The following is a 25,164-nucleotide window of genomic DNA, read 5'->3' as shown; positions in this document are numbered from 1 at the left end:
CAGATTAGGAATAATAAAAAATTGCGATCACCAGATATTCGTTTTCAAACAAATATCACAATTCCATTTTTCGCGTAGCAAAACTTATTTATTTTGTCATCCTGCAAAATGTAAAAATGGAATAGCGAAAACGAAATAATCATATCAAAAACAACACATTAAACCTTTAAATTCAGCGAGTTATAAAAAACCACAGCAATTTAGTGCTATTGAGCACCCATTATTTTTTCATTCTCTTTTTAAAGTCAGCCATTCTTTTTCCTCGCTTCTTTTTATAGTCATCAACATCGGGACAACCCAGGCGAGGTCTTTATGCAACAAGAAGCATTAGGAATGGTAGAAACCAAAGGCTTAACCGCAGCCATAGAGGCCGCAGACGCAATGGTGAAGTCAGCCAATGTGATGTTAGTCGGCTACGAAAAAATTGGCTCCGGGCTGGTAACGGTCATCGTTCGCGGTGACGTTGGCGCAGTAAAAGCGGCAACCGATGCGGGCGCCGCTGCCGCACGCAACGTGGGAGAAGTGAAAGCCGTACACGTTATTCCACGCCCTCATACCGATGTAGAAAAAATCTTACCGAAGGGAATTAGCCAATGAGCAGCAATGAACTGGTGGAACAGATCATGGCGCAGGTGATTGCCCGTGTGGCAACGCCAGAACAAACGGCCATTCCTGAAGAAACCCACCCAATACGAGAGACGGCTATGGCAGAGAAAAGTTGCAGTTTAACGGAATTTGTCGGCACCGCGATTGGCGACACCGTCGGTCTGGTGATCGCAAATGTGGACAGTGCCTTACTGGAAGCGATGAAGCTGGAAAAGCGCTACCGCTCCATCGGAATCCTTGGCGCGCGAACTGGCGCAGGCCCGCACATTATGGCCGCCGATGAAGCAGTAAAAGCGACCAATACCGAAGTGGTCAGCATTGAGCTTCCCCGCGATACCAAAGGCGGCGCAGGCCACGGCTCGCTGATTATTTTAGGCGGCAACGATGTTTCGGACGTGAAGCGCGGCATTGAAGTTGCGCTGAAAGAACTCGACCGGACGTTCGGCGACGTATACGCCAATGAAGCCGGGCATATCGAGCTGCAATACACCGCCCGCGCCAGCTACGCGCTTGAAAAAGCCTTTGGCGCGCCAATTGGCCGCGCCTGCGGCGTGATTGTCGGCGCCCCTGCCTCCGTTGGCGTGCTGATGGCGGATACCGCGCTGAAATCCGCCAATGTTGAGGTCGTGGCTTACAGCTCTCCGGCACACGGCACCAGCTTCAGTAACGAAGCCATTCTGGTGATTTCCGGGGATTCCGGCGCGGTGCGTCAGGCGGTTATTTCAGCCCGTGAAATCGGCAAAACCGTTCTGTCGACCCTCGGCGCGACGCCGAAAAACGATCGTCCGTCCTACATCTGATATCCGTGAGGCTGATTCATGAGATCGAAAAGATTTGAAGCACTGGCGAAACGCCCTGTGAATCAGGACGGCTTCGTTAAGGAGTGGATCGAAGAAGGCTTCATTGCGATGGAAAGCCCGAACGACCCCAAACCGTCGATTAAAATCGTTAACGGCGCGGTCACCGAGCTGGACGGCAAAGCCGCCAGCGAATTTGACCTGATCGACCACTTTATCGCCCGTTACGGTATTAACCTGGCGCGCGCGGAAGAAGTGATGGCGATGGACTCGGTCAAACTCGCCAATATGCTGTGCGATCCAAACGTCAAACGCAGCGACATCGTTCCGCTCACCACGGCGATGACGCCAGCAAAAATCGTTGAAGTCGTCTCACACATGAACGTGGTAGAGATGATGATGGCGATGCAAAAAATGCGCGCCCGCCGCACGCCTTCTCAGCAGGCGCATGTCACCAACGTGAAAGACAACCCGGTTCAGATTGCCGCCGATGCCGCAGAAGGCGCGTGGCGTGGGTTTGATGAGCAAGAGACAACGGTTGCGGTCGCGCGCTACGCCCCGTTCAATGCTATCGCTCTGCTGGTGGGCTCCCAGGTCGGTCGCCCAGGCGTATTAACGCAGTGTTCACTGGAAGAAGCCACCGAACTGAAGCTCGGTATGCTGGGCCACACCTGCTACGCCGAAACCATTTCCGTCTATGGTACTGAACCGGTCTTTACCGATGGCGACGATACCCCTTGGTCAAAAGGCTTCCTCGCCTCTTCCTATGCCTCTCGCGGCCTGAAAATGCGCTTTACCTCGGGGTCGGGTTCCGAAGTACAGATGGGCTATGCTGAAGGCAAATCAATGCTCTATCTGGAAGCCCGCTGTATCTATATCACCAAAGCCGCAGGCGTTCAGGGTCTACAGAACGGTTCTGTCAGCTGCATCGGCGTTCCTTCCGCCGTACCGTCAGGCATTCGCGCCGTACTGGCGGAAAACCTGATCTGCTCCGCGCTGGATCTGGAATGCGCCTCCAGTAACGACCAGACCTTCACCCACTCCGATATGCGTCGTACCGCGCGTCTGCTGATGCAGTTCCTGCCGGGTACTGACTTCATCTCCTCGGGTTATTCCGCCGTACCGAACTACGACAACATGTTTGCCGGTTCAAACGAAGATGCGGAGGACTTCGACGACTACAACGTTATCCAGCGTGACCTGAAAGTGGACGGTGGTCTGCGTCCGGTTCGCGAAGAAGACGTTATCGCCATCCGTAACAAAGCCGCGCGCGCGCTGCAAGCCGTGTTTGCCGGAATGGGGCTGCCGCCGATTACCGATGAAGAGGTTGAAGCCGCAACCTACGCTCACGGCTCGAAAGATATGCCTGAACGTAACATCGTCGAAGACATCAAGTTCGCGCAAGAGATCATCAACAAAAACCGTAACGGTCTGGAAGTGGTGAAAGCCCTTGCAAAAGGCGGTTTCACCGACGTCGCGCAAGACATGCTCAACATCCAGAAAGCCAAGTTAACCGGAGACTATCTGCATACCTCCGCCATTATCGTCGGCGACGGGCAGGTGCTCTCTGCGGTGAATGACGTCAACGATTATGCCGGTCCGGCAACAGGTTATCGCCTGCAAGGCGAACGCTGGGAAGAGATTAAAAACATCCCTGGCGCACTCGATCCCAACGAACTTGGCTAAGGGGTGAAAAATGGAAATTAATGAAAAGCTGCTGCGCCAGATAATCGAAGACGTGCTGTCCGACATGCAAACCAGCGATAAGCCCGTCTCCTTTCGCGCACCGACAGCATCAACTTTGCCGCAAACCACAGCGCCGCAAGGCGACGGTTTTCTGACGGAAATTGGCGAGGCCAGACAAGGTACGCAGCAGGATGAAGTGATCATTGCCGTGGGCCCGGCATTTGGCCTGTCGCAGACCGTGAATATCGTCGGCTTGCCGCACAAAAATATCCTGCGTGAAGTGATCGCCGGTATTGAAGAAGAAGGCATTAAAGCCCGCGTGATCCGCTGCTTTAAATCCTCTGACGTGGCGTTCGTCGCCGTTGAAGGCAACCGCCTCAGCGGCTCCGGCATTTCAATCGGTATTCAGTCAAAAGGCACTACCGTTATTCATCAGCAAGGGCTGCCGCCGCTCTCCAATCTGGAGTTATTCCCTCAGGCGCCGCTGCTGACGCTGGAAACGTATCGTCAGATTGGCAAGAACGCCGCGCGCTATGCGAAGCGTGAGTCACCACAACCGGTTCCGACCTTAAATGACCAAATGGCGCGCCCGAAGTACCAGGCGAAATCCGCCATTCTGCACATTAAAGAGACGAAGTATGTCGTGACGGGCAAAAACCCGCAGGAACTGCGCGTGGCGCTTTAACAAAGGATACCTCCATGAATACCGACGCAATTGAATCGATGGTTCGGGACGTGTTGAGCCGCATGAACAGCTTGCAGGGCAACGCACCTGCTCCGGCCGCAGCAAGCGCATCAACGCATACCGCAAAAGTGACGGATTATCCGCTGGCGAATAAACATCCAGAATGGGTAAAAACCGCCACCAATAAAACGCTGGATGAATTCACGCTGGAAAACGTCCTCAGCGACAAAGTGACCGCACAGGATATGCGTATCACGCCGGATACGCTGCGCATTCAGGCGGCTATCGCCAGAGATGCCGGACGTGACCGCCTGGCGATGAACTTTGAGCGCGCAGCGGAACTGACCGCCGTACCGGACGATCGAATCCTTGAAATTTACAACGCCCTGCGTCCATACCGTTCGACGAAAGAAGAGCTGATGGCTATCGCAGACGATCTGGAAAATCGCTATCAGGCGAAGATTTGCGCAGCTTTCGTGCGTGAAGCGGCAACGTTATACGTCGAGCGTAAAAAACTCAAAGGTGACGATTAATTTTAGGGAAATACGATGCGATACATAGCTGGCATTGATATTGGCAACTCATCAACAGAAGTCGCGCTGGCGCGGCTGGATGAGGCTGGCGCGCTGACCATTACCGGCAGCGCGCTGGCGGAAACCACCGGAATTAAAGGCACATTACGAAATGTGTTTGGTATTCAGGAGGCGCTTACGCTTGCGGCAAAAAACGCAGGCATCAATGTCAGCGATATTTCGCTTATCCGCATCAACGAAGCCACACCGGTCATTGGCGATGTCGCGATGGAAACCATCACGGAAACCATCATTACCGAGTCCACAATGATCGGCCATAACCCTAAAACCCCAGGCGGGGTCGGTCTGGGTGTGGGAGTGACCATTACGCCGCAAGAGTTATTAACCCGCCCGGCGGATACGCCTTATATCCTGGTCGTGTCATCGGCGTTCGATTTCGCCGATGTCGCCACCATAATTAACGCCTCCGTACGCGCCGGATATCAACTCACCGGCGTCATTTTGCAGCAAGACGACGGCGTCCTGGTCAGCAACCGCCTGGAACAGCCTTTACCGATCGTCGATGAAGTGCTCTATATCGACCGGATTCCGCTGGGCATGCTGGCCGCAATTGAGGTTGCCGTACCAGGGAAAGTGATTGAAACGCTCTCTAACCCTTACGGTATTGCCACGGTTTTCGGCCTTAATGCCGAAGAAACCAAAAATATCGTCCCTATGGCGCGCGCGCTGATTGGCAATCGCTCCGCCGTTGTCGTGAAAACGCCGTCAGGGGATGTCAAAGCGCGCGCCATTCCCGCCGGGAATCTGGAACTGCTTTCTCAGGGACGCACGCTCCGTGTAGATGTTGCCGCCGGTGCTGAAGCCATCATGAAAGCGGTGGGCGAATGCCGCAAGCTGGACAACGTGACCGGCGAAGCCGGCACCAATATTGGCGGCATGCTGGAACATGTACGCCAGACCATGGCGGAACTGACCAATAAGCCCAGCAACGAGATCTTCATTCAGGATTTGCTGGCTGTCGATACTTCCGTTCCGGTGAGCGTTACCGGCGGGCTGGCTGGCGAATTTTCTCTGGAGCAGGCCGTGGGCATCGCCTCAATGGTGAAATCCGACCGTCTGCAAATGGCGATGATCGCCCGCGAAATCAAACAGAAGCTGAGTGTTGACGTTCAGGTTGGCGGTGCTGAAGCTGAAGCGGCGATTTTAGGCGCGTTGACGACTCCCGGCACCACGCGTCCGCTGGCGATTCTCGATTTGGGCGCAGGTTCGACAGATGCCTCCATCATCAATCCCAAAGGGGAGATCATTGCCACCCACCTCGCAGGGGCTGGCGATATGGTCACGATGATTATTGCCCGTGAGCTGGGTCTGGATGACCGCTATCTGGCAGAAGAGATTAAAAAGTATCCACTCGCGAAGGTGGAAAGCCTTTTTCATCTGCGTCACGAAGATGGCAGCGTCCAGTTTTTCCCCACCCCGCTGCCGCCAGCCGTATTTGCCCGCGTATGTGTGGTGAAGCCCGATGAACTGGTTCCATTACCCGGCGATTTAGCGCTGGAAAAAGTACGCGCCATTCGCCGCAGTGCCAAAGAGCGGGTTTTCGTCACTAACGCCCTGCGCGCGCTGCGCCAGGTCAGCCCGACCGGCAACATTCGTGACATTCCTTTTGTCGTGCTGGTTGGCGGATCGTCTCTGGATTTCGAGATCCCGCAACTCGTCACCGATGCGCTGGCACACTATCGCCTGGTGGCCGGTCGCGGAAACATTCGCGGCACAGAAGGCCCGAGAAATGCGGTCGCGACCGGGCTGATTCTCTCCTGGCATAAGGAGTTCGCGCATGGACAGTAACGCCAGTGCCCCGGCTATCGTTATTTCAACCATCAATGACGGTATCACGGTCTGGAAAGAGGTGCTTCTCGGTATTGAAGAAGAAGGTATCCCCTTTGTTATCCAGACGCAGACTGACGGTGACGTGACCCATTGTGCCTGGCAGGCGGCGCGTCGGTCTCCGCTACTCGTCGGCATAGCCTGCGACAAAGAAAAGCTGGTTGTGCATTACAAGAATTTACCCGCATCAGCGCCGCTTTTTACGCTGATGTATCACCAGGACAGCCATGCCCGGCGAAGTGCTGGTAACAACGCGGCAAGGTTAGTCAAAGGGATCCCCTTTCGGGATCTGAATACCTAAGCAACAGGAGAATCGCAGTATGAACAACGCACTGGGACTGGTTGAAACAAAAGGGTTAGTCGGCGCTATCGAAGCCGCTGACGCCATGGTGAAGTCCGCCAACGTGCAACTGGTGGGCTATGAAAAAATCGGCTCCGGCCTGGTCACCGTTATGGTTCGCGGTGATGTTGGCGCGGTTAAAGCGGCAGTCGATGCGGGAAGCGCCGCAGCAAGCGCCGTGGGCGAGGTGAAATCTTGCCACGTCATTCCACGTCCGCACAGCGACGTTGAGGCCATTTTACCCAAGTCAGCCTAAACGGCCGCAACCAAGGAGCACAGCGTGAAGCAATCACTGGGATTACTTGAAGTTAGTGGTCTGGCATTAGCCATCAGTTGCGCGGATGTCATGGCGAAAGCCGCTTCCATCACGCTGGTGGGGCTTGAGAGAACCAACGGTTCTGGCTGGACGGTGATCAAAATCACCGGTGATGTGGCCTCCGTACAGTCCGCCATCATCACCGGTGCCAGTTTTGCCGATCAGCAGCAGGGGCTGATCGCCCATAAAGTTATCGCCAGGCCTGGGGAGGGGATTCTTTCCCGCGCGACGGCTATTCCGCCCGCGCCCATGCCAGCCCCGGAACCTGAAACAGAACCTGAATCTGAACCTGACGTCGTTGTTGTAGAAGAGTCAGTACCGGAAGCAGAACCCGAAGCCGGAATGGTCAGTTGCAATCTCTGTCTTGACCCTGCCTGTAAGCGGCAAAAAGGCGAGCCCCGGTCACTCTGCCTGCATTCAGGTAAGTGAGGTAAAGCGTAATGGATAAACAGCTTCTGGAAACAACCGTCAGCAAAGTGCTGGATGAAATGCGTGAGCGCCCTATTCCTCTGGGTGTTTCCAACCGTCATATACATCTTAGCGCTGAAGACTATGCCCGGCTTTTCCCTGGTCAGCCAATCAGCGAGAAAAAAGCGCTGCTCCAGCCTGGGCAATATGCGGCCGACCAGACCGTCACGCTTATTGGCCCTAAAGGTCAGTTAAAGAATGTGCGTCTGCTCGGCCCCCTTCGCCGTACCAGCCAGGTTGAGATTTCCCGCACCGATGCCAGAACATTGGGCATCGCTGCGCCGCTGCGCATGTCGGGAGACCTTAAAGGAACGCCAGGCATTCGTCTTGTCAGCCCCTTCGCCGAGCTGGATCTCGCATCCGGCGTGATTGTCGCCCAACGCCACATTCATATGTCGCCGCTTGATGCGTTGATATTTCGCGTTGCGCATGGCGACAAAGTCTCTGTCGCTATTGAAGGCAATGCGCGCAGGCTAATTTTCGACAACGTCGCGATTCGTGTCTCTGCGGATATGCGTCTTGAAATGCACATCGACACAGACGAAGCCAATGCCGCAGGCGCCGACAGCCCGGACGCGTTTGCCACTCTGGTTACACCGCGATGAACGGCGAGATGTTGCAGCGCATTATTGAGGAGGTCATCTCCCGCTTGCAGCGTCGGGCGGAAAGCACGGCCACGCTCAGTATTTCGCAACTGCGGGAGGCCGATTCCCGCGCGCTGTTTTGTCAGTATGCGGCGCTGCATATTGTGCAGGCGGATCTGCCTTCGCTGACGTACATCGCAGAGCAGGATGTCGACGACCCTGTAGCGAAGAAAGTCCATGACGCACTGGCATCAGGTATTTGTCTACAGATATCCCTGCACCATCGCCTGTTGCCGTCGCTGCCGGTGAAAAAGCTGGCGCGTCTGCCCATCAGGCTGGTCGATGAACGAGGGCAAACAATCTGCCTGCATCCGACCACTCTTTTGAGTTACGCCGACGTCGCCCTACTCGCGGGGCAATTACTGGTGCTGCGTCGTCGCTGTGTCGTCACCGCTCTGGCCCGTGAAGCCGCCAGCGCGCGGAATATTCAACTTATTAAGCAGGAGTGAACCATGCATCTGGCACGAGTCACAGGCGCGGTGGTATCCACGCAAAAATCGCCCTCTCTGGTTGGGAAAAAACTTTTGCTGGTACGTCGGGTAAGTGCCGATGGAGAGCTTCCCGACTCGCCTATTACCGGAGATGAGGTTGCCGTCGATTCCGTCGGCGCTGGCGTGGGTGAACTGGTTTTACTCAGCAGCGGCTCCAGCGCCAGACATGTTTTTTCCAGCCCGAACGAGGCCATCGATCTGGCCATTGTCGGCATCGTAGACACGCTTTCTCATTAAGGAGCGGATGATGGCGATTTATACCCGAACAGGAGATTCCGGCACTACGGCCTTATTTACCGGCCAACGGGTCAGTAAAACGCATCCACGCGTCGAAACCTACGGCACGCTGGATGAACTCAATGCAGCGCTAAGTTTATGCGTTTGCGCCACAACCTGCGCGCAACACCGCACGTTGCTCGAATCTATTCAGATGCAGATATTCTGGTTTAGCGCCGAACTCGCCAGCGAAAGCGAGCAGCCGTCGCCGGAGCAGCGCTATATCAGCGCGGAAGATATTGCCGCGCTTGAAGCGGCTATTGATACCGCGATGGGACGCGTTACGCCTTTACACAGTTTTATTTTACCTGGCCGTTGCGAAGCCGCGAGTCGCCTGCACTTTGCCCGCACGCTTGCCCGCCGGGCTGAAAGACGTCTGGTCGAGCTGTCGGCAACCGCCAGCGTCAGGCACGTCCTGATGCGCTACATCAACCGCTTATCTGATTGCTTGTATGCGCTGGCGCGCGCCGAAGATCATGACGTTCATCAGAACAACATCATTCGGGAGGTCACTGAGCGCTACCTGGCCTCAAACCCGGCCTCTGTCGTCAAGGAGTCCTCTATGGCCCTCTCTTTTCACGAGCTTCATCAGTTAACTCGTTCAGCGGTGGCGCGGGCGGAGGCGCTTCAGGTTCCTGTGGTCGTCAGCATTGTGGATGCCAACGGCACCGAAACCGTGACCTGGCGTATGCCGGACGCTCTGCTGGTGAGCAGTGAACTGGCGCCGAAAAAAGCCTGGACCGCCGTCGCCATGAAAACAGCCACCCACGAACTGGCTTGCGCCGTTCAGCCGGGCGCTTCGCTCTACGGTCTGGAAAGCCATATGCAGGGGAAAGTCGTCACTTTTGGCGGCGGATTCGCGTTATGGCGTGATGGTCTGCTCATTGGGGGTCTTGGCATCAGCGGCGGGAGCGTTGAACAGGACATGGATATTGCACAAGCCGCCATAGCGGCAATTAACGTGAGAACACATCAATGAATACTTCTGAACTGGAAACCCTCATCCGTAATATTTTAAGCGAACAGTTGGCGCCTGCGCAGGCCGAAACGCAAGGACACGGTATTTTTCAGTCCGTCGGCGAAGCGATAGACGCGGCGCATCAGGCTTTCTTACGTTATCAGCAGTGTCCGCTCAAAACGCGCAGCGCCATTATCAGCGCCCTGCGCCAGGAGCTTACTCCGCATCTTGCCACGCTGGCGGCGGAGAGCGCAGCGGAAACGGGGATGGGAAACAAAGAAGATAAATTTCTTAAAAACAAAGCCGCGCTGGATAACACGCCAGGCATTGAGGATTTGACAACCACGGCCCTCACCGGCGATGGCGGCATGGTGCTGTTTGAATATTCACCGTTCGGCGTCATTGGTTCCGTCGCGCCCAGCACCAACCCTACCGAAACCATTATTAACAACAGCATCAGTATGCTGGCTGCGGGCAACAGCGTTTATTTCAGCCCGCATCCTGGCGCGAAGAACGTCTCACTCAAATTGATCGGCATGATCGAAGATATCGCCTTCCGCTGCTGCGGCATCCGTAATCTGGTCGTCACTGTCGCAGAACCGACCTTTGAGGCAACTCAGCAAATGATGGCGCATCCCAATATTGCGGTGCTGGCTATTACTGGCGGCCCCGGCATTGTTGCGATGGGAATGAAAAGCGGTAAAAAGGTCATTGGCGCCGGGGCAGGCAATCCGCCCTGCATCGTTGATGAGACCGCCGATATCGTCAAAGCGGCCGAAGATATCATCAACGGCGCAGCGTTCGATTACAACCTGCCCTGTATCGCAGAAAAAAGTCTGATTGTCGTAGAGAGCGTCGCTGAGCGCCTGGTTCAGCAAATGCAGGCTTTCGGCGCATTGCTGTTAAACGCTGCGGATATCGATAAATTACGCGCCGTCTGCCTCCCGGAAGGTCACGCGAATAAAAAACTGGTCGGGAAAAGCCCTGCCGCCATGCTGGAAGCCGCCGGTATTGCCGTTCCCGCAAAACCGCCGCGTTTGCTTATCGGTATCGTCAGTGCCGACGATCCGTGGGTAACCAGCGAACAGTTGATGCCAATGCTACCCGTCGTGAAGGTTGATAATTTCGACAGCGCGCTGGCACTGGCGCTAAAAGTTGAAGAAGGCCTGCACCATACCGCCATTATGCACTCGCAGAATGTCTCTCGCCTGAATCTGGCGGCGCGCACCTTACAGACCTCTATTTTTGTGAAAAACGGCCCTTCCTATGCCGGTATCGGCGTTGGCGGCGAAGGGTTTACCACCTTTACCATCGCCACCCCGACCGGCGAAGGGACAACCTCAGCACGCACATTTGCCCGTTCCCGTCGCTGCGTACTGACCAACGGCTTTTCAATTCGCTAATGAGGTCGTTATGAATACGTTTTCACTACCAACCCGATTGTACAGTGGCAGAGGAAGTCTGGATGTGCTGACGCGTTTTACAAACCGTCATATCTGGATTATCTGTGATGGATTTCTGGCGCAATCACCGCTGATCAATACGCTGCGCGACGCCCTTCCAACGGATAATCGCATCAGCATATTCAGCGACATCACCCCGGACCCTACCATCGGTACGGTAGTGCAAGGTATTGCGCAAATGCATGCCCTGCGACCGGATATGGTCATCGGCTTTGGCGGAGGATCGGCGCTCGACGCGGCAAAAGCCATCGTCTGGTTCAGCCGTCAGTTCGGCATCGAAATTGAAACCTGTGTTGCAATTCCCACCACCAGCGGCACCGGTTCCGAAGTCACCAGCGCATGCGTCATTAGCGATCCAGAAAAGGGCATTAAATATCCGTTATTTAATAAAGCGTTGTATCCAGATATGGCTATTCTCGACCCGACGCTGGTTGTCACCGTTCCGGCAAATATTACCGCCAACACGGGGATGGACGTCCTGACGCATGCGCTTGAAGCATATGTGTCTCCGCACGCCAGCGACTTCACTGACGCGCTGGCGGAAAAAGCCGCGCAAATCGTCTTTCAGTATCTGCCCGTTGCGGTCAGGAAAGGGGATTGTCTGGCTACCCGTGGGAAGATGCACAACGCCTCAACGCTGGCGGGAATGGCGTTTAGCCAAGCAGGACTAGGGCTGAACCATGCTATTGCCCATCAGTTAGGCGGCCAGTTTCATCTGCCGCACGGGCTTGCCAATGCACTGCTGCTGACATCGGTCATCCGCTTTAACGCCCACGATCCTCGGGCGGCAAAACGATACGCAAGACTCGCGAAAGCCTGTCAACTCTGCCCCGCCAGCGCAAACGAGACGTCATGCCTCAATGCGCTGATTCATCAGATTGAGCAGCTCAAAACACAGTGTGCAATCCCTTCATTCGCCCAGGCGCTTAAAGAGGGACGACAGGCGTATTCACAACGAATCCCGGTCATGGTTCAGGCGGCGCTGGCTGATGTGACGTTAAGAACCAACCCGCGTACCGCCGATGCCAGCGCGATCCGGGAACTTCTTGAGGCGTTGTCATGAATACCGTCAGCGCCATTGAACAGGATAGCTATGATGCGCAAACCATACGCGATCGAGTACGTGCTGCGGGCGTGGTTGGCGCCGGGGGTGCGGGTTTCCCCGCCCATATCAAACTACAGGCGCAGGTTGAGATCTTTTTGGTTAATGCTGCTGAATGTGAACCGATGCTCAAGGTTGATCAGCAATTAATGGCGCAGCAGCCCACGCGCCTGATTCGCGGCGTGCAGTACGCCATGAAGGCAACCGGCGCACGCGAGGGGATTATTGCGTTAAAAGAAAAATACCACGATGCGATTGAGGCATTAACCCCCTTGCTACCTTCCAGTATCAGGCTGCATATTTTACCGGATGTCTACCCGGCCGGGGACGAAGTGCTGACCATCTGGATGGCGACAGGCCGACGCGTTCCGCCTGCGGCGTTACCGGTGAGCGTCGGCGTGGTGGTCAATAATGTTCAGACCGTACTGAATATCGCCCGTGCGGTAGAACAACAGTATCCCGTAACGCGCCGCACTCTTACCGTTAACGGCGCGGTTGCGAGGCCGCTGACCGTCACCGTTCCTGTCGGTATGTCTTTACGCGACGTTTTAGCGCTTGCAGGCGGCGCCACCGTTGATGACCCTGGATTGATTAACGGCGGCCCCATGATGGGAAGCCTGGTGACATCGCTGGATTCACCGGTGACAAAGACCACCGGCGGCCTGCTGGTGTTACCAAAAAACCATCCCTTGATTCAGCGGCGAATGCAGGATGAACGCACCGTTTTGTCTGTTGCAAAAACCGTTTGCGAGCAATGCCGGTTATGTACTGATTTATGCCCCAGGCATTTGATCGGCCATGAGTTATCTCCCCATTTGCTGGTACGCGCGGTGAACTATCAACAGGCCGCGACACCGCAACTCCTGCTTAGCGCGCTGACGTGTTCAGAATGCAATGTTTGCGAAAGCGTGGCATGCCCGGTGGGGATCTCCCCCATGCGCATTAACCGCATGCTGAAACGTGAGCTACGGGCGCAAAACCTCCGTTACGAAGGCCCGCTGAATCCCGCCGATGAAATGGCGAAATATCGGCTGGTGCCGGTTAAGCGATTGATTACCAAACTGGGGCTCAGCGACTGGTATCACGACGCGCCGTTAACGGACGTCGCCCCTTCAGCAGACAAAACGACGCTGCTCTTGCGTCAGCATATTGGCGCCAGCGCCGTCCCCTGCGTGCAAAAAGGTGAACGCGTTGTCCGTGGACAGTGTGTCGCCGATATGCCATCTGGCGCGTTAGGCGCTCCCGTTCACGCCAGTATTGACGGCATTGTCAGCGACATTACTGAACACGCCATCACGGTTGTAAGAGGTTAACCATGTCTCAGGCTATAGGTATTTTAGAACTCACCAGCATCGCTAAAGGAATGGAAGCAGGCGATGCCATGCTGAAAAGCGCCAGCGTCAATTTACTGGTCAGTAAAACAATCTGTCCGGGTAAATTTTTACTGATGCTGGGCGGCGATGTCGGTGCGGTACAGCAGGCCATCGAAACGGGTACATCGCTGGCCGCAGACATGCTCGTGGATAGTCTGGTGCTGCCGAATATTCATGCCAGCGTGCTGCCTGCGGTCAGCGGGTTGAACAGCGTTGATCAACGTCAGGCCGTAGGGATCGTGGAAACCTGGAGCGTAGCAGCCTGTATCAGTGCCGCCGATCGCGCCGTTAAAGCCTCCAACGTGACGCTGGTGCGTGTCCATATGGCGTTCGGTATTGGCGGAAAATGTTACATGGTGGTGGCAGGCGATGTCTCCGATGTCAACAACGCCGTTACGGTAGCCAGTGAAAGCGCAGGCGAAAAAGGACTGCTGGTTTACCGCGCCGTGATCCCCCGTCCGCATGAAGCCATGTGGCGACAGATCGTGGAGGGATGATGGAAAAGCAACCGACAACGGAACGCATGATTCAGGAGTATGTTCCCGGGAAACAGGTGACGCTGGCGCATCTGATTGCTAACCCAGGCAAAGATCTCTTTAAAAAACTGGGTCTGCCGGATGCGGTGTCCGCTATTGGGATTCTGACCATTACGCCCAGCGAAGCCTCGATTATTGCCTGCGATATCGCCACCAAATCCGGCGCGGTCGAGATTGGTTTTCTTGACCGTTTCACCGGGGCCGTCGTGCTGACCGGCGATGTCTCAGCCGTCGAGTATGCGTTAAATCAGGTGACCAGAACATTGGGAGAAATGATGCGTTTTACCGCCTGCCCAATTACCCGGACATAACGCCATGAAACGCATTATGTTAATCGGCCCCAGCCAGTGCGGAAAAACCTCTCTTACACAGAGTCTGAACGGCGAAGCGCTCCATTACCAGAAAACACAGGCTATTGTCTGGTCGCCCGGCACGATCGATACGCCAGGCGAATATCTGGAGAACCGCTGTCTGTATAGCGCGCTGCTGGCAAGCGCCTGTGAAGCCGACATTATCGCGCTGGTTCTTAATGCCGATGCGCCGTGGTCGCCCTTCTCCCCCGGTTTTACCGGCCCAATGAACAAACCCGTTATCGGGATCGTCACCAAATCTGATTTGGCGGATTCGTCACGTATCTCATGCGTGGAGAACTGGCTGATTCAAGCCGGCGCGCAGAAAATTTTTGTCACCAGCGCGCTGATGAAATCCGGGATTGATGAAATGTTTGTTTTTCTGAGTGCTAAGGAACCCTTATGTCTCACAAAATAATGGCGATTAACGCCGGTAGCTCGTCGCTAAAATTCCAGTTGCTGGCAATGCCGCAGGGCGAAATGATCTGCCAGGGATTAATCGAACGTATCGGAATGGCGAACGCCAGAGTCACAATGAAAACATCCGCGCAAAAATGGCAGGAAACGGCCCCCATCGCCGATCACCGCGAAGCCGTTACCCTGCTGCTGGATAAGCTCCTCAGTCATCACATCATTAATACCTTACAGGATATTGACGGCGTGGGTCATCGCGTAGCGCACGGCGGAGAGTTCTTTAAGGATTCGGCGCGCGTGACCGATGAAACGCTCGCTCAAATTGAGCGTCTCGCCGAACTGGCCCCGTTGCATAACCCGGTTAACGCGCTCGGTATTCATATTTTTCGCCAGCTGTTACCCTCAACGCCTTCTGTGGCCGTATTCGATACCGCCTTTCATCAGACGCTGGACGAGTCGGCCTATATTTACCCTCTGCCCTGGCGTTATTACACCGAGCTGGGTATTCGCCGCTATGGTTTTCACGGTACCAGCCATAAATATGTCAGCACAGCATTAGCTGAAAGACTGGGCGTCCCGCTCAGCGCCTTACGCGTTATTTGCTGCCATCTGGGTAATGGCAGCAGCATTTGCGCTATCAAAGGGGGGCAATCCGTCAATACATCAATGGGATTTACGCCGCAATCAGGCGTGATGATGGGAACCCGTAGCGGAGACATCGATCCCTCCATTCTGCCCTGGATTGCAGAACGTGAAGGGAAAACGCCCCAGCAGCTTAATTATTTATTAAACAATGAGTCGGGGCTGCTGGGCATTTCCGGCGTTTCGCATGATTACCGCGACGTTGAGCAGGCCGCCGATGGCGGAAATCGCCGGGCGGCGCTTGCGCTTACGCTATTTGCTGAGCGCATTCGCGCGACAATCGGCAGTTATATCATGCAAATGGGCGGTCTGGATGCGCTCATTTTTACCGGTGGAATCGGCGAAAACTCCGCCCGTGCCAGAGCGGCAGTCTGCCATAATCTGCATTTCCTGGGGTTGAGTATTGATGAGGAAAAAAACCTGCGCAACGCTACGTTTATTCAGGCTGAAAACGCAGTGGTGAAAGTGGCGGTCATTAATACCAATGAAGAGCTTATGATCGCGCAAGATGTGATGCGGATTGCGTTAAGTGACAAGGTCACATTTGACGTTTCCGCCTGATTTTGCCCGACTGCAACTTGCGGAAAATCATGGTAATAGCGCAATCGCCGTGACACTATGCGCCGAGGATTGCTGACCAGAAAGGTGAAAACGTGGCTGTTGCGCAATGCCCCGCGTCATGCGGAGAACTTATCCAGGGCTGGATTCTGGGCAGTGAGAAACTGGTCTCCTGCCCTGTCGAATGGTACAGCACCGTGGAAGTAAGCTCGGGCGCTCCCCTTGCGGATGAGCGTCCCCTTTCACGCGCAATGGTCAATCGGCTACTGGAATACTGGCGCTACCCTGCGCAGTGGAGCCAGGAGATTCGGATCGCAGTGCATTCCACCATTCCCGTCGCCAAAGGGATGGCCAGCAGTACCGCAGATATCGCGGCAACGGCGGTCGCAACCGCACACCATCTGGGGCATACGCTGGATGAACCCACGCTTGCACATCTGTGTGTTTCGCTTGAACCCACCGACAGCACCATTTTCCGTCAACTGACGCTTTTCGATCACAATGATGCTTCTACGCAAATGGCTTGTGAAGCGCAGCCACAGCTTGATCTTTTAGTCCTCGAAAGCCCAATAACGTTGCGCACGGCGGATTATCACCGCATCCCCCGACTGGAACGTCTGCATGCGGGGGCGGCGATGTTGCAGCAGGCATGGGAGAGAGTGCAGGAAGCCTGCATAACGCAAAACCCTCGTCGGATGGGGGAAGCCGCCACGCTCAGCGCTATCGCCAGCCAACAACTGTTACCAAAGCCAGGCTTTGATGCCCTGCTGGCGCTGGTGGAAGCATGTGATTTATACGGTCTGAATGTGGCGCACAGCGGAAGCGTTGTCGGGCTGATGCTGGACAGGCAGCGCCATGACGTTGACCATATTAAGTGGGAACTCGCACAACGAAAACTGACGGAACACTGGCCCGATCAGCATTTGCTGAAGATGGTCACTGGCGGGGTTGAATTGCAGTGAGGAACTCGCGGTGTTCCCCACTGCCACAGGCTGTTACTCTGCTTTTGCGTCGCCGTTTTTCATTTCGCCCATCGCTTTCAGCTTTTTAGAAATGTCGCGGCGTTCTTTAGAAATTTCTGCGTTTTTGATGATGTAATCATCAACGCGGTCCTCATAGTCGCTCTTCATGCTGGCGATGATGCCCTGGATCGCTTCAACGCTCATACCTGGCTTGATGTAATCGCTCAGGTTGTCCAGCAGCAGAACACGCTTCTGGTTGTCACGGATCTTTTTCTCAACGTCCTGGATTTCACGTTGCAGTTTGTTCTTACGGCGGAACAGACGAACAAATTCCAGTACGTCCTGGAAAGAAGGCTTGTTGGTTTCCATTTTTACACCCCTGATAATGTGAGATTCGGATTCGTTTAAGCAACCGCTATACGTTAGGGTAAACATTACTTTTAGCCGTTGCAGATGACAATGGTTTTATCCTTTTTCAGTATCATACCCTTAATCGGTGCTGAATCGAAGCAGCAGCCGAATCACGAGCGTCATCTGCTTTTTATTTGCGCAATGCCCGGCAGATCAAATGGGAGAGCAGCTCCAGTTGCCGCGCCGTCTCCATACTTAGCCAAACATAGCCATGAATAGGCGTTTCAGCCACGGTATTACCATGATGCTCGTTTATCAACTGGCGCAGCTCCGCGACAATCTCATTGAGTTTTTCCGTGTTTGCCAGTACCGGTTGTGGGTTGCCTTCGAACAGCGCATGGGCGATGGTGAGTAACGTTTGCTGCGTCATTTGCTGCGTTTCGCGCAGCGTATGCGCATTCAGCATCACAAAATGGCTGGCACGAGATGCCCAGTGCGCATTAATTTGCAGCTCAAGCATACAGACCAAATTGCGGTTCACGGTTTGAATCGCTTCGAATATCGACTTTTGAATACGGGTTTCTTTGCTGGCTGGCGTAATCAGCCCACGCATTTTGACGACGTCGCTCAGCAGTTTCTGTAAATGCTTCTCCAGCCGGGGACGCTCTAACAAATTTGGCGACAACGCGGCCTGATAGACCCGATTGTACGCCGTCACACAATGCGCCATCTGAATGCGCCAGTGTAAAAACGCGCGTTGCGGCCAGATGCCGGTGAACAGCATCGCCAGCAGCGAACCTAAAATAACATCCCCACCACGCCACAATGCCGTGTTCATGTCGCCTGCCGGCGCGCCTACCACCACGGCGAGCGTGATGCCGATCAACAGAGCCTGATACGGCTTTTTCCCTAACGCCAGCCAACCGCACAAGAACATTGCCGCAGCGCACCAGATCAACATCAGCGGGAGGGAAAAAAGCTCCAGACGTAACGCTACAAGACCTAATACCGACCCCAGAATCGTGCCGCCGATGCGCTCAAACGCACGGGGAACCACGTTCCCCCAAAAGGAGATCGGCCCCATAATGACGACCAGTGTAATCAGCGGCCAGGTGCCTTCCGGGATGTTGAACAGTCGAACCAGCAGGAAAGTGAGAATAAACGCCAGCGCAATGCGAATGCCGTGTACAACACGATAATGGCGATATAAACGAATTTCAAAGGGACTCAGCGATTTATCAGCCCGCACTCACGCACTCCGTCTGGAAATGACCAAAAAACGAATTGTACCCGCTTTTGCAGCGAAAATATCACTATAGCGGACAGGACTCGCACGTAAACTGCCCCGTCACGACGCCTATCCGCCGGGTACTGCGTACAATTTACACAGGGCTATTTCGACTGTACGGGTACATACATTTCAATGTCCCAGTACCCGTCTTCCGTTCCATTGTTAAGATAGACCTCAAAACACGGTTTAGCCGCTATCTGGTAGTGATTGTCCTGTAACAGGCTATTGAAGAACTGATACCAGGGCGTCGCGAAATCATGATTCTCAACGCGCGCCACCGCTGTCGCATACTGCCCGCCGGCGATCTCCGTCAGGATGACGCCTTCGCTATTTTTCGGAATGGTGAAATTATCCGGGACAGACACCACCGTATCGCAGCGGAGTTTTTCCGCCGGAACCTCATCTGGATTATCGTAGTAAACCGCGATCCATTCGAGCGGAACAACCTGATTCCCGTCAACCCACATCATGAGTTGTTCAAAACCTTGCTTCACCGTTTTTTCCCACGGGCCGACCATGTGAAAACCGGCGATATTACGCTTCTCTGCCTGCCTGATTTCGTAGTCCATACTGCCTCCGATAGTTTCACTGAGACTGATAGCACACCGTCGACCTGATGGCGCTGCGCGTATCAGGTCGACGGTGTTCCATAATGCATTGAAGTCAGCGCCGGATAAGGAAGCGATGTCCCCTCCGGCAAATCTTATACTGTATATAAACACAGTATAAGATTTTGCATATAAAGGTCACAAGGAAATCATGATGAGTATGTGAGCAGACTCGCACTCTTACCAGTCTGCCGTGTCAGAAAAGGGGGTTACGCCTTATGGTGGAAGTAATCGCTCAGTCGGGAAAAAACGCCGCCTTTGCCAACAGACTCCAGCGTTACCAGAGGCCAGTGCGCCACCAGTTTATCCCGATCGTATAGCTCAATTTCACCAACCCGCTGATGTGCGGCAATAGGGGCTTCAAGTTCTTTTTTATCAAGGGCATACCGGGCCTTAATATGCGGAATTTCGGTTTTCGGCAGCGCCATCCAGAAATCCTGCTCGGTGCCCAGAGCAATATTTTCTTTATCGCCGTACCAGATACGTTCCGTGCCAACCTGTTTGCCACTGCGTAAAATTTGTACCGTATCGAAATTTTGCTGTCCCCATTGCAACAACTTACGTGCCTGATCTTCGCGCCATTTCGCGCTTTCCGCGCCCATCACAACGGCGATAAGACGACGCTGCCCGTCCACGGCTGAGGCAATCAGGTTAAAACCCGCGCCGGAGGTATGGCCGGTTTTCAACCCGTCGATATTCATGGTTTTATCCCACAGCAGTCCGTTACGGTTCTGCTGGGTAATACCGTTCCATGTCAGGCTCTTTTCACTGTACATATGATAAAACTCAGGCTCACCGTGAATAATGGCGCGGGACAATACCGCCAGATCATAGGCTGAGCTGTGCTGGCCTGGCGCATCCAGTCCGTGTACCGTTTCAAAATGGGTATCCTGCAATTTCAGGGTTTCAACGTAGTGATTCATCATGGCGACGAACTGCGGTTGCCCTCCGGCAATGTAATCCGCCAGCGCAACGCAGGCATCGTTTCCAGAGTCAACAATCAGCCCCCGGCTGAGATCCCGAACCGAAACGCGCTCCCCTTGTTTCAGAAACATTAATGAAGATCCCACAAACACCGGGTTGTCTTTGGCCCAGGCATCACGTCCAACGGTTACGATATCGTCCGGGCTAATACGATGGCTGTCGATAGCGCGATCGACAACATAGCCGGTCATCAGCTTGGTCAGGCTGGCCGGGTTACGCCGCTGATGTTCATTACCTGCGGTCAGAATTTGACCCGTGGTGTAATCCATAAGTACCCATGACCCTGCCTGAATGGCCGGAGGCTGGGGAGAAAAATCTGGCACATTGGCAGCCAGAGCGGAAGAAAGATTCATCGCGAGAAGTGAAGCGGCAATAAACAAACGGCGTTTCAACACTATTTCCTCAGGAAAGTCATAATTTGCCGTTCTTTTTACGGAAGTTCTGATAAACAAACAGGGATAAATTGCAAGAAAATGTGACATAACGCACGTTTTTCAATGCAGTGCCGGACAGTGTAACCTTAACGCTCCCAATAACGACTCAGAAGCTGATAACACCGCCAGGATTTGATACCCTGCTGCGCAGAACCGCGCAAACACACAGTAACGGATAGAACTGAACAATGAATGACGGCAAGCAGCACCCTACCTTCCTGTTCCATGACTACGAAACCTTCGGGACTCACCCGGCGCTGGACAGACCCGCACAGTTTGCCGCCATCCGCACGGATAGCGACTTTAACATTATTGGCGAACCTGAAGTCTTTTACTGCAAGCCCGCCGATGATTACCTGCCTCAGCCAGGAGCTGTGCTCATCACCGGGATTACGCCGCAGGAAGCGCGCGACAAAGGAGAGAACGAAGCCGCCTTTGCCAGACGTATTCATTCGCTGTTCACCGTGCCAAAAACCTGTGTCATCGGCTACAACAATGTCCGTTTTGATGATGAAGTCACGCGTAACATTTTGTATCGCAACTTCTACGATCCCTATGCCTGGAGCTGGCAGCACGACAACTCGCGCTGGGATTTGCTGGATGTGATGCGCGCCTGCTATGCCCTGCGCCCGGAAGGCATAAACTGGCCGGAAAATGACGACGGATTGCCCAGCTTCCGCCTTGAGCACTTGACCAAAGCCAACGGGATCGAACATGCCAACGCGCACGATGCAATGGCAGACGTGTACGCCACCATCGCTATGGCGCAACTGGTGAAGTCGCGCCAGCCGCGTCTGTTTGACTACCTTTACACGCATCGCAACAAACATAAACTGGCGGCGTTGATCGATGTGCCGCAAATGAAACCGCTAGTACATATCTCCGGTATGTTTGGCGCCTGGCGCGGCAACACCAGTTGGGTTGCGCCGCTGGCCTGGCATCCAGAAAACCGCAACGCGGTCATTATGGTGGATCTGGCGGGCGATATGTCGCCATTACTGGAGCTGGACAGCAATACCCTGCGCGAGCGGTTATATACCGCTAAAGCCGACCTCGGCGATAACGCCGCAGTTCCGGTAAAACTGGTACACATCAATAAATGCCCGGTGCTGGCTCAGGCTAATACGCTCCGCCCGGAGGATGCCGATCGCCTGGGGATTAACCGTCAGCACTGTCTCAATAACCTGAAAGTGCTGCGCGATAATCCGCAGGTACGCGATAAGGTTGTGGCAATCTTCGCTGAGGCCGAGCCGTTTACGCCGTCTGAAAACGTCGATGCGCAGCTATACAATGGCTTTTTCAGCGACGCCGATCGTGCCGCCATGAAAATCGTGCTGGAAACCGAACCGCGCAATTTGCCCGCGCTGGATATTACGTTTGTCGATAAGCGGATTGAAAAACTGCTGTTTAACTATCGCGCCCGTAACTTCCCGGGAACGCTGGATGAAACCGAACAGCAACGCTGGCTGGAGCATCGTCGTCAGGTGTTTACGCCAGAGTTTTTGCAACGGTATGCGGAAGAGTTACAGATGCTGTATCAGCAATATGCTGACGATAAAGAGAAACTGGCATTGCTGAAATCACTCTGGCAGTACGCAGAAGAGATTGTCTGAGGAGCCACGCGTCGCTTTTGCCGGATGGCGGCGTAAACGCCTTATCCGGCCTACAAAAATAGGCAGCCGTAGGCCTGATAAGCGAAGCGCCATCCGGCGTTGGCGTTGTGCCGAAGGACGGCCGATGACCTTATCCGGCCTACAGATTTTTGCATAAAAAAACCGGAGAACATGTCTCCGGTTTTTTACCTGTGAAAGGTCATTTCATTACTGTGCGATATCTTCGTACTGCGGTACCGGATTGCGGAAGCTTTTGGTCACGCAAGCCAGATACACCAGGCCAATACCTGCCCAGATCAGACCCAGAGTCATTGAGCTTTCTTCCAGGTTGATCCACAGTGCGCCAACAGTCAGCGCGCCGCACACCGGCAGAACCAGATAGTTGAAGTGGTCTTTCAGCGTTTTGTTGCGCTTCTCACGAATCCAGAACTGGGAAATCACGGAGAGGTTCACGAAGGTAAACGCCACCAGCGCACCGAAGTTGATCAGCGCCGTCGCCGTAACCAGATCGAAGTTAATCGCCAGCAGTGCGATCGCGCCAACCAGCAGCACGTTCCACGCCGGAGTACGCCATTTCGGATGAACGTAGCCGAAGAAACGCGTCGGGAACACGCCGTCACGACCCATGACGTACATCAGACGGGAAACGCCCGCGTGTGCCGCCATACCGGATGCCAGTACGGTCACGCTGGAGAAAATCAGCACGCCCCACTGGAAGGTTTTACCCGCAACGTACAGCATGATTTCAGGCTGTGATGCATCCGGGTCTTTAAAGCGCGAAATATCCGGGAAGTACAGTTGCAGGAAGTAAGACGCCGCGATAAAGATCAGGCCGCCAATCAGCGCCGTCAGGAAAATCGCGCGTGGAATAACGCGCTCCGCGTCTTTAGTCTCTTCAGACAGAGAAGAGATACCGTCAAAGCCGAGGAACGAGAAGCACAGGATTGTCGCACCGGTAATCATCGGCACAACGTGCGCGCCTTCAGACCAGAATGGACGGGAACTTACCAGCGTACCCGCACCTTCGCCGTGAGACACACCGTAGATAATCAGGCCGACGATCACCGCTACAATCCCCATTTGCAGAATAACAATCAGGGTGTTGAAGTTAGCGACGGTCTTGATGCTGCGCAGGTTAGAGATGGTCATAAAGGCCACCAGCGCCACCACAAAGATCCACGACGGCACTGTCGGCACCAGCGCTTCAAAGTAAATTTTCGCCAGCAGAATGTTGATCATCGGCATGAACAGGTAGTCCAGCAGCGATGACCAGCCCACCATAAAGCCTACAGTCGGGCTGATGGATTTCTGGGCGTAAGTGTACGCGGAGCCAGCGGACGGGAAACGACGCACCAGTTTACCGTAGCTCAACGCAGTAAAAAGAATCGCGATCAGCGCAAAGGCATACGCCGTCGCAACGTGACCGTCAGTGAGGCCTGAGACGATACCAAATGTATCGAACAGCGTCATCGGCTGCATATAGGCAAGACCCATCATTACAACCGGAATCAACGTAAGCGTCTTACGCAATTCCACGCGAGAGGTGTTTGGAGTAACGTTATGCGACATGGTCATTCCCCTTTACGGCGAATGCCGTCGCGTAAGCAAAAAATTGCCCCATTTTCTGGATTCCTCAGCGACAACAACTGTCGGTTTTTAGTAAGTATCTATCCGGTACGAAGCCCGGCCTCTTTTATTGAATGATTGGTTTGATGCAAAAAAATAACCGACGCGTATTAAAACGTCGGTTAATGTCATTTTTTGCAAGCGGCGCATTGTGCACTAAATTAAGGCGAAATGACAAGAGAATGAGAGCCCCGTCAAAAAATATTTTTTATTAACTGTTTGATTTCCCAGCATCCCCCATTGTATAGACGCCAGCAATAGCACTATTTGCTAAAATTTTATCTCGCCACCACGCGCTGGCCAGTCCGGCCGTCTGTTCGTTCCAGCCCATCCACACCGGCTCCGACACGATCTGCGCCGCCACGTTCTTCTCAATAAGCGCACCGCTGTCCAGAAAGCGTTGCGCCAGGTAGCGCGGTAAATACCCACATCCCAGGCCGCTGATTTGCAGTTCCAGTTTGGTTTTAAAATCAAAAACCGTTATGGCTTCCTGATCATCAAGCAATTGCGCGCTTGCCGAACACGCCGGATGCGTCTCATCGCCGACCACAATCGCGCGGAACCGTTTTATTGTGCGCCGACTCAACGGCTCTTCTTCCTGCACCAGTGGATGATGCGGGGCAATCGCAAAAACCTGCTCAAGCTCTCCCAGACGCGCAAAACCGAAACCACTGGCGTAGGGCGGATCGTGCATCGCGCCAACGATGATATCCGCGCGCCCCTGCGTCAGCGCCTCCCAGGAACCGCCCAGCACGCCGTTTATGAATTTCAGGCGCGTTACGCTGTGATGTTGGTAGAAGGATTCAATGAGGGGAGTAAGGAGAGAAAAAGGAAACGTATCGTCCACACCGATGACCAGTTCGTTCTCCCAGCCTTCGTGAAGTTTGATGGCCTGCTTTTCCAGTTCGCGCACGGTATGCAGAACTTCCCGGCCTTTTTCCAGCAGCATCTGACCGGTGCGGGTAAACTTAGCCCGATGCCCGCTGCGATCCAACAGTTGGATATTCAGATCGCTTTCCAGTTTATGGACGGTATAGCTGAGCGCTGACGGCGTCTTAAACAATTTTGCCGACGCCGCCGCAAAGCTCCCCTCTTTCTCTAACGCATCGAGAATCATCAGAACGTCCAGCAGTGGTTTCATACTCGCCCCCTTGCGGTGTATGGCGGTAG

Annotated in this window: 28 protein-coding genes and 2 pseudogenes; 22 read left to right on the top strand and 8 right to left on the bottom strand. The window is 54.3% G+C overall.

Features of this window, described 5'->3' with window-relative positions:
- Positions 1-312: 312 nt before the first annotated feature.
- The 21 genes from pduA (at position 313) to OGY62_RS17680 (ending at position 17,087) form a co-directional block, all read left to right on the top strand.
- Complete coding sequence (pduA, locus tag OGY62_RS17780) at positions 313-597, top strand: propanediol utilization microcompartment protein PduA (RefSeq protein ID WP_001183618.1); 285 nt, start codon at positions 313-315, stop codon at positions 595-597.
- Positions 594-1,406, top strand: coding sequence for a propanediol utilization microcompartment protein PduB (gene pduB / locus OGY62_RS17775; protein ID WP_012131771.1), 813 nt, complete (start codon positions 594-596; stop codon positions 1,404-1,406). The genes pduA and pduB overlap by 4 nt, the downstream gene beginning before the upstream one ends.
- Positions 1,407-1,424: 18 nt before the next feature.
- Positions 1,425-3,089, top strand: coding sequence for a propanediol dehydratase large subunit PduC (gene pduC, locus OGY62_RS17770; RefSeq protein WP_047462720.1), 1,665 nt, complete (start codon positions 1,425-1,427; stop codon positions 3,087-3,089).
- Between the two features lie 10 nt (positions 3,090-3,099).
- Positions 3,100-3,774, top strand: coding sequence for a propanediol dehydratase medium subunit PduD (pduD, locus tag OGY62_RS17765; protein WP_153257700.1), 675 nt, complete (start codon positions 3,100-3,102; stop codon positions 3,772-3,774).
- A gap of 14 nt (positions 3,775-3,788) precedes the next feature.
- Complete coding sequence (pduE, locus tag OGY62_RS17760; protein ID WP_012131768.1) at positions 3,789-4,307, top strand: propanediol dehydratase small subunit PduE; 519 nt, start codon at positions 3,789-3,791, stop codon at positions 4,305-4,307.
- A gap of 15 nt (positions 4,308-4,322) precedes the next feature.
- A complete protein-coding gene (locus OGY62_RS17755) occupies positions 4,323-6,155 on the top strand; it encodes a diol dehydratase reactivase subunit alpha (protein ID WP_286460353.1) in 1,833 nt (610 codons plus the stop codon).
- Positions 6,145-6,495, top strand: coding sequence for a glycerol dehydratase reactivase beta/small subunit family protein (locus OGY62_RS17750; RefSeq protein ID WP_012131766.1), 351 nt, complete (start codon positions 6,145-6,147; stop codon positions 6,493-6,495). The genes OGY62_RS17755 and OGY62_RS17750 overlap by 11 nt, the downstream gene beginning before the upstream one ends.
- Before the next feature lie 19 nt (positions 6,496-6,514).
- Positions 6,515-6,790, top strand: a complete 276-nt coding sequence (gene pduJ / locus OGY62_RS17745) for a propanediol utilization microcompartment protein PduJ (RefSeq protein ID WP_004853788.1) — start codon at positions 6,515-6,517, stop codon at positions 6,788-6,790.
- A 24-nt stretch (positions 6,791-6,814) separates the two neighbouring features.
- The gene (locus tag OGY62_RS17740; RefSeq protein WP_115609136.1) at positions 6,815-7,279 is read left to right on the top strand and encodes a BMC domain-containing protein; all 465 of its coding nucleotides are present in this window, start codon (positions 6,815-6,817) and stop codon (positions 7,277-7,279) included.
- Positions 7,280-7,290: 11 nt separating this feature from the next.
- Positions 7,291-7,923: a phosphate propanoyltransferase gene (locus OGY62_RS17735; protein ID WP_012131764.1), complete on the top strand. Its 633-nt coding sequence runs from the start codon at positions 7,291-7,293 to the stop codon at positions 7,921-7,923.
- Entirely contained in the window at positions 7,920-8,411 is a 492-nt protein-coding gene (pduM, locus tag OGY62_RS17730; protein WP_058669355.1) for a microcompartment protein PduM, read from the top strand. The genes OGY62_RS17735 and pduM overlap by 4 nt, the downstream gene beginning before the upstream one ends.
- Positions 8,412-8,414: 3 nt before the next feature.
- Entirely contained in the window at positions 8,415-8,690 is a 276-nt protein-coding gene (locus OGY62_RS17725) for a EutN/CcmL family microcompartment protein (protein ID WP_012131762.1), read from the top strand.
- Positions 8,691-8,700: 10 nt separating this feature from the next.
- A complete protein-coding gene (gene pduO, locus OGY62_RS17720) occupies positions 8,701-9,708 on the top strand; it encodes a two-domain cob(I)yrinic acid a,c-diamide adenosyltransferase PduO (RefSeq protein WP_058669356.1) in 1,008 nt (335 codons plus the stop codon).
- A complete protein-coding gene (gene pduP / locus OGY62_RS17715; protein WP_012131760.1) occupies positions 9,705-11,090 on the top strand; it encodes a CoA-acylating propionaldehyde dehydrogenase PduP in 1,386 nt (461 codons plus the stop codon). Before pduO ends, pduP begins: the two co-directional genes overlap by 4 nt.
- Before the next feature lie 10 nt (positions 11,091-11,100).
- A complete protein-coding gene (locus OGY62_RS17710) occupies positions 11,101-12,213 on the top strand; it encodes a 1-propanol dehydrogenase PduQ (RefSeq protein WP_286460352.1) in 1,113 nt (370 codons plus the stop codon).
- Positions 12,210-13,565, top strand: coding sequence for a 4Fe-4S dicluster domain-containing protein (locus tag OGY62_RS17705; RefSeq protein ID WP_058669358.1), 1,356 nt, complete (start codon positions 12,210-12,212; stop codon positions 13,563-13,565). The genes OGY62_RS17710 and OGY62_RS17705 overlap by 4 nt, the downstream gene beginning before the upstream one ends.
- Before the next feature lie 2 nt (positions 13,566-13,567).
- The gene (pduT, locus tag OGY62_RS17700) at positions 13,568-14,122 is read left to right on the top strand and encodes a propanediol utilization microcompartment protein PduT (protein ID WP_012131757.1); all 555 of its coding nucleotides are present in this window, start codon (positions 13,568-13,570) and stop codon (positions 14,120-14,122) included.
- The gene (gene pduU, locus OGY62_RS17695) at positions 14,122-14,472 is read left to right on the top strand and encodes a propanediol utilization microcompartment protein PduU (protein WP_047462685.1); all 351 of its coding nucleotides are present in this window, start codon (positions 14,122-14,124) and stop codon (positions 14,470-14,472) included. The genes pduT and pduU overlap by 1 nt, the downstream gene beginning before the upstream one ends.
- Before the next feature lie 4 nt (positions 14,473-14,476).
- Positions 14,477-14,929 (top strand): propanediol utilization protein PduV, encoded by a 453-nt coding sequence (pduV, locus tag OGY62_RS17690; protein ID WP_214143297.1) that lies wholly within the window; start codon positions 14,477-14,479, stop codon positions 14,927-14,929.
- Positions 14,914-16,128, top strand: a complete 1,215-nt coding sequence (locus OGY62_RS17685; RefSeq protein WP_130029173.1) for an acetate/propionate family kinase — start codon at positions 14,914-14,916, stop codon at positions 16,126-16,128. The genes pduV and OGY62_RS17685 overlap by 16 nt, the downstream gene beginning before the upstream one ends.
- 92 nt (positions 16,129-16,220) lie before the next feature.
- Positions 16,221-17,087, top strand: a complete 867-nt coding sequence (locus tag OGY62_RS17680) for a GHMP family kinase ATP-binding protein (protein WP_047462679.1) — start codon at positions 16,221-16,223, stop codon at positions 17,085-17,087.
- A gap of 33 nt (positions 17,088-17,120) precedes the next feature.
- Here OGY62_RS17680 and OGY62_RS17675 read toward each other — a convergent pair whose 3' ends face one another.
- The 4 genes from OGY62_RS17675 to dacD all read right to left on the bottom strand — a co-directional run bounded on the left by OGY62_RS17675 (position 17,121) and on the right by dacD (position 20,719).
- The gene (locus OGY62_RS17675; RefSeq protein WP_024130204.1) at positions 17,121-17,456 is read right to left on the bottom strand and encodes a DUF496 family protein; all 336 of its coding nucleotides are present in this window, start codon (positions 17,454-17,456) and stop codon (positions 17,121-17,123) included.
- A 172-nt stretch (positions 17,457-17,628) separates the two neighbouring features.
- Positions 17,629-18,687 carry an FUSC family protein gene (locus OGY62_RS17670; RefSeq protein WP_012131751.1) on the bottom strand — a complete coding sequence of 353 codons (1,059 nt, stop codon included), beginning with the start codon at positions 18,685-18,687 and terminating at the stop codon, positions 17,629-17,631.
- A gap of 143 nt (positions 18,688-18,830) precedes the next feature.
- Positions 18,831-19,298, bottom strand: coding sequence for a DNA gyrase inhibitor SbmC (sbmC, locus tag OGY62_RS17665; protein WP_012131750.1), 468 nt, complete (start codon positions 19,296-19,298; stop codon positions 18,831-18,833).
- A gap of 248 nt (positions 19,299-19,546) precedes the next feature.
- Entirely contained in the window at positions 19,547-20,719 is a 1,173-nt protein-coding gene (dacD, locus tag OGY62_RS17660) for a serine-type D-Ala-D-Ala carboxypeptidase DacD (RefSeq protein ID WP_286460371.1), read from the bottom strand.
- A 224-nt stretch (positions 20,720-20,943) separates the two neighbouring features.
- Here dacD and sbcB point away from each other — a divergent pair, with 224 nt between their 5' ends.
- Complete coding sequence (sbcB, locus tag OGY62_RS17655) at positions 20,944-22,368, top strand: exodeoxyribonuclease I (protein ID WP_286460351.1); 1,425 nt, start codon at positions 20,944-20,946, stop codon at positions 22,366-22,368.
- A gap of 13 nt (positions 22,369-22,381) precedes the next feature.
- Here the strand turns inward: sbcB and OGY62_RS23435 are convergent.
- The 4 genes and pseudogenes from OGY62_RS23435 to OGY62_RS17640 all read right to left on the bottom strand — a co-directional run.
- A pseudogene (locus OGY62_RS23435) lies at positions 22,382-22,465 on the bottom strand (hypothetical protein); the annotation flags it as partial.
- A 110-nt stretch (positions 22,466-22,575) separates the two neighbouring features.
- The gene (locus OGY62_RS17650) at positions 22,576-23,937 is read right to left on the bottom strand and encodes an APC family permease (RefSeq protein ID WP_024130202.1); all 1,362 of its coding nucleotides are present in this window, start codon (positions 23,935-23,937) and stop codon (positions 22,576-22,578) included.
- Positions 23,927-23,989, bottom strand: coding sequence for a membrane protein YoeI (gene yoeI / locus OGY62_RS17645; protein ID WP_099433339.1), 63 nt, complete (start codon positions 23,987-23,989; stop codon positions 23,927-23,929). The genes OGY62_RS17650 and yoeI overlap by 11 nt, the downstream gene beginning before the upstream one ends.
- A gap of 161 nt (positions 23,990-24,150) precedes the next feature.
- Positions 24,151-25,135: pseudogene (locus tag OGY62_RS17640) on the bottom strand (LysR family transcriptional regulator).
- Positions 25,136-25,164 lie beyond the last annotated feature (29 nt).

Source organism: Citrobacter sp. CK198 (assembly GCF_030333295.1).
GTDB classification, from domain to species: domain Bacteria; phylum Pseudomonadota; class Gammaproteobacteria; order Enterobacterales; family Enterobacteriaceae; genus Citrobacter_B; species Citrobacter_B koseri.
This window is presented reverse-complemented; position numbering and strand designations above follow the sequence as displayed.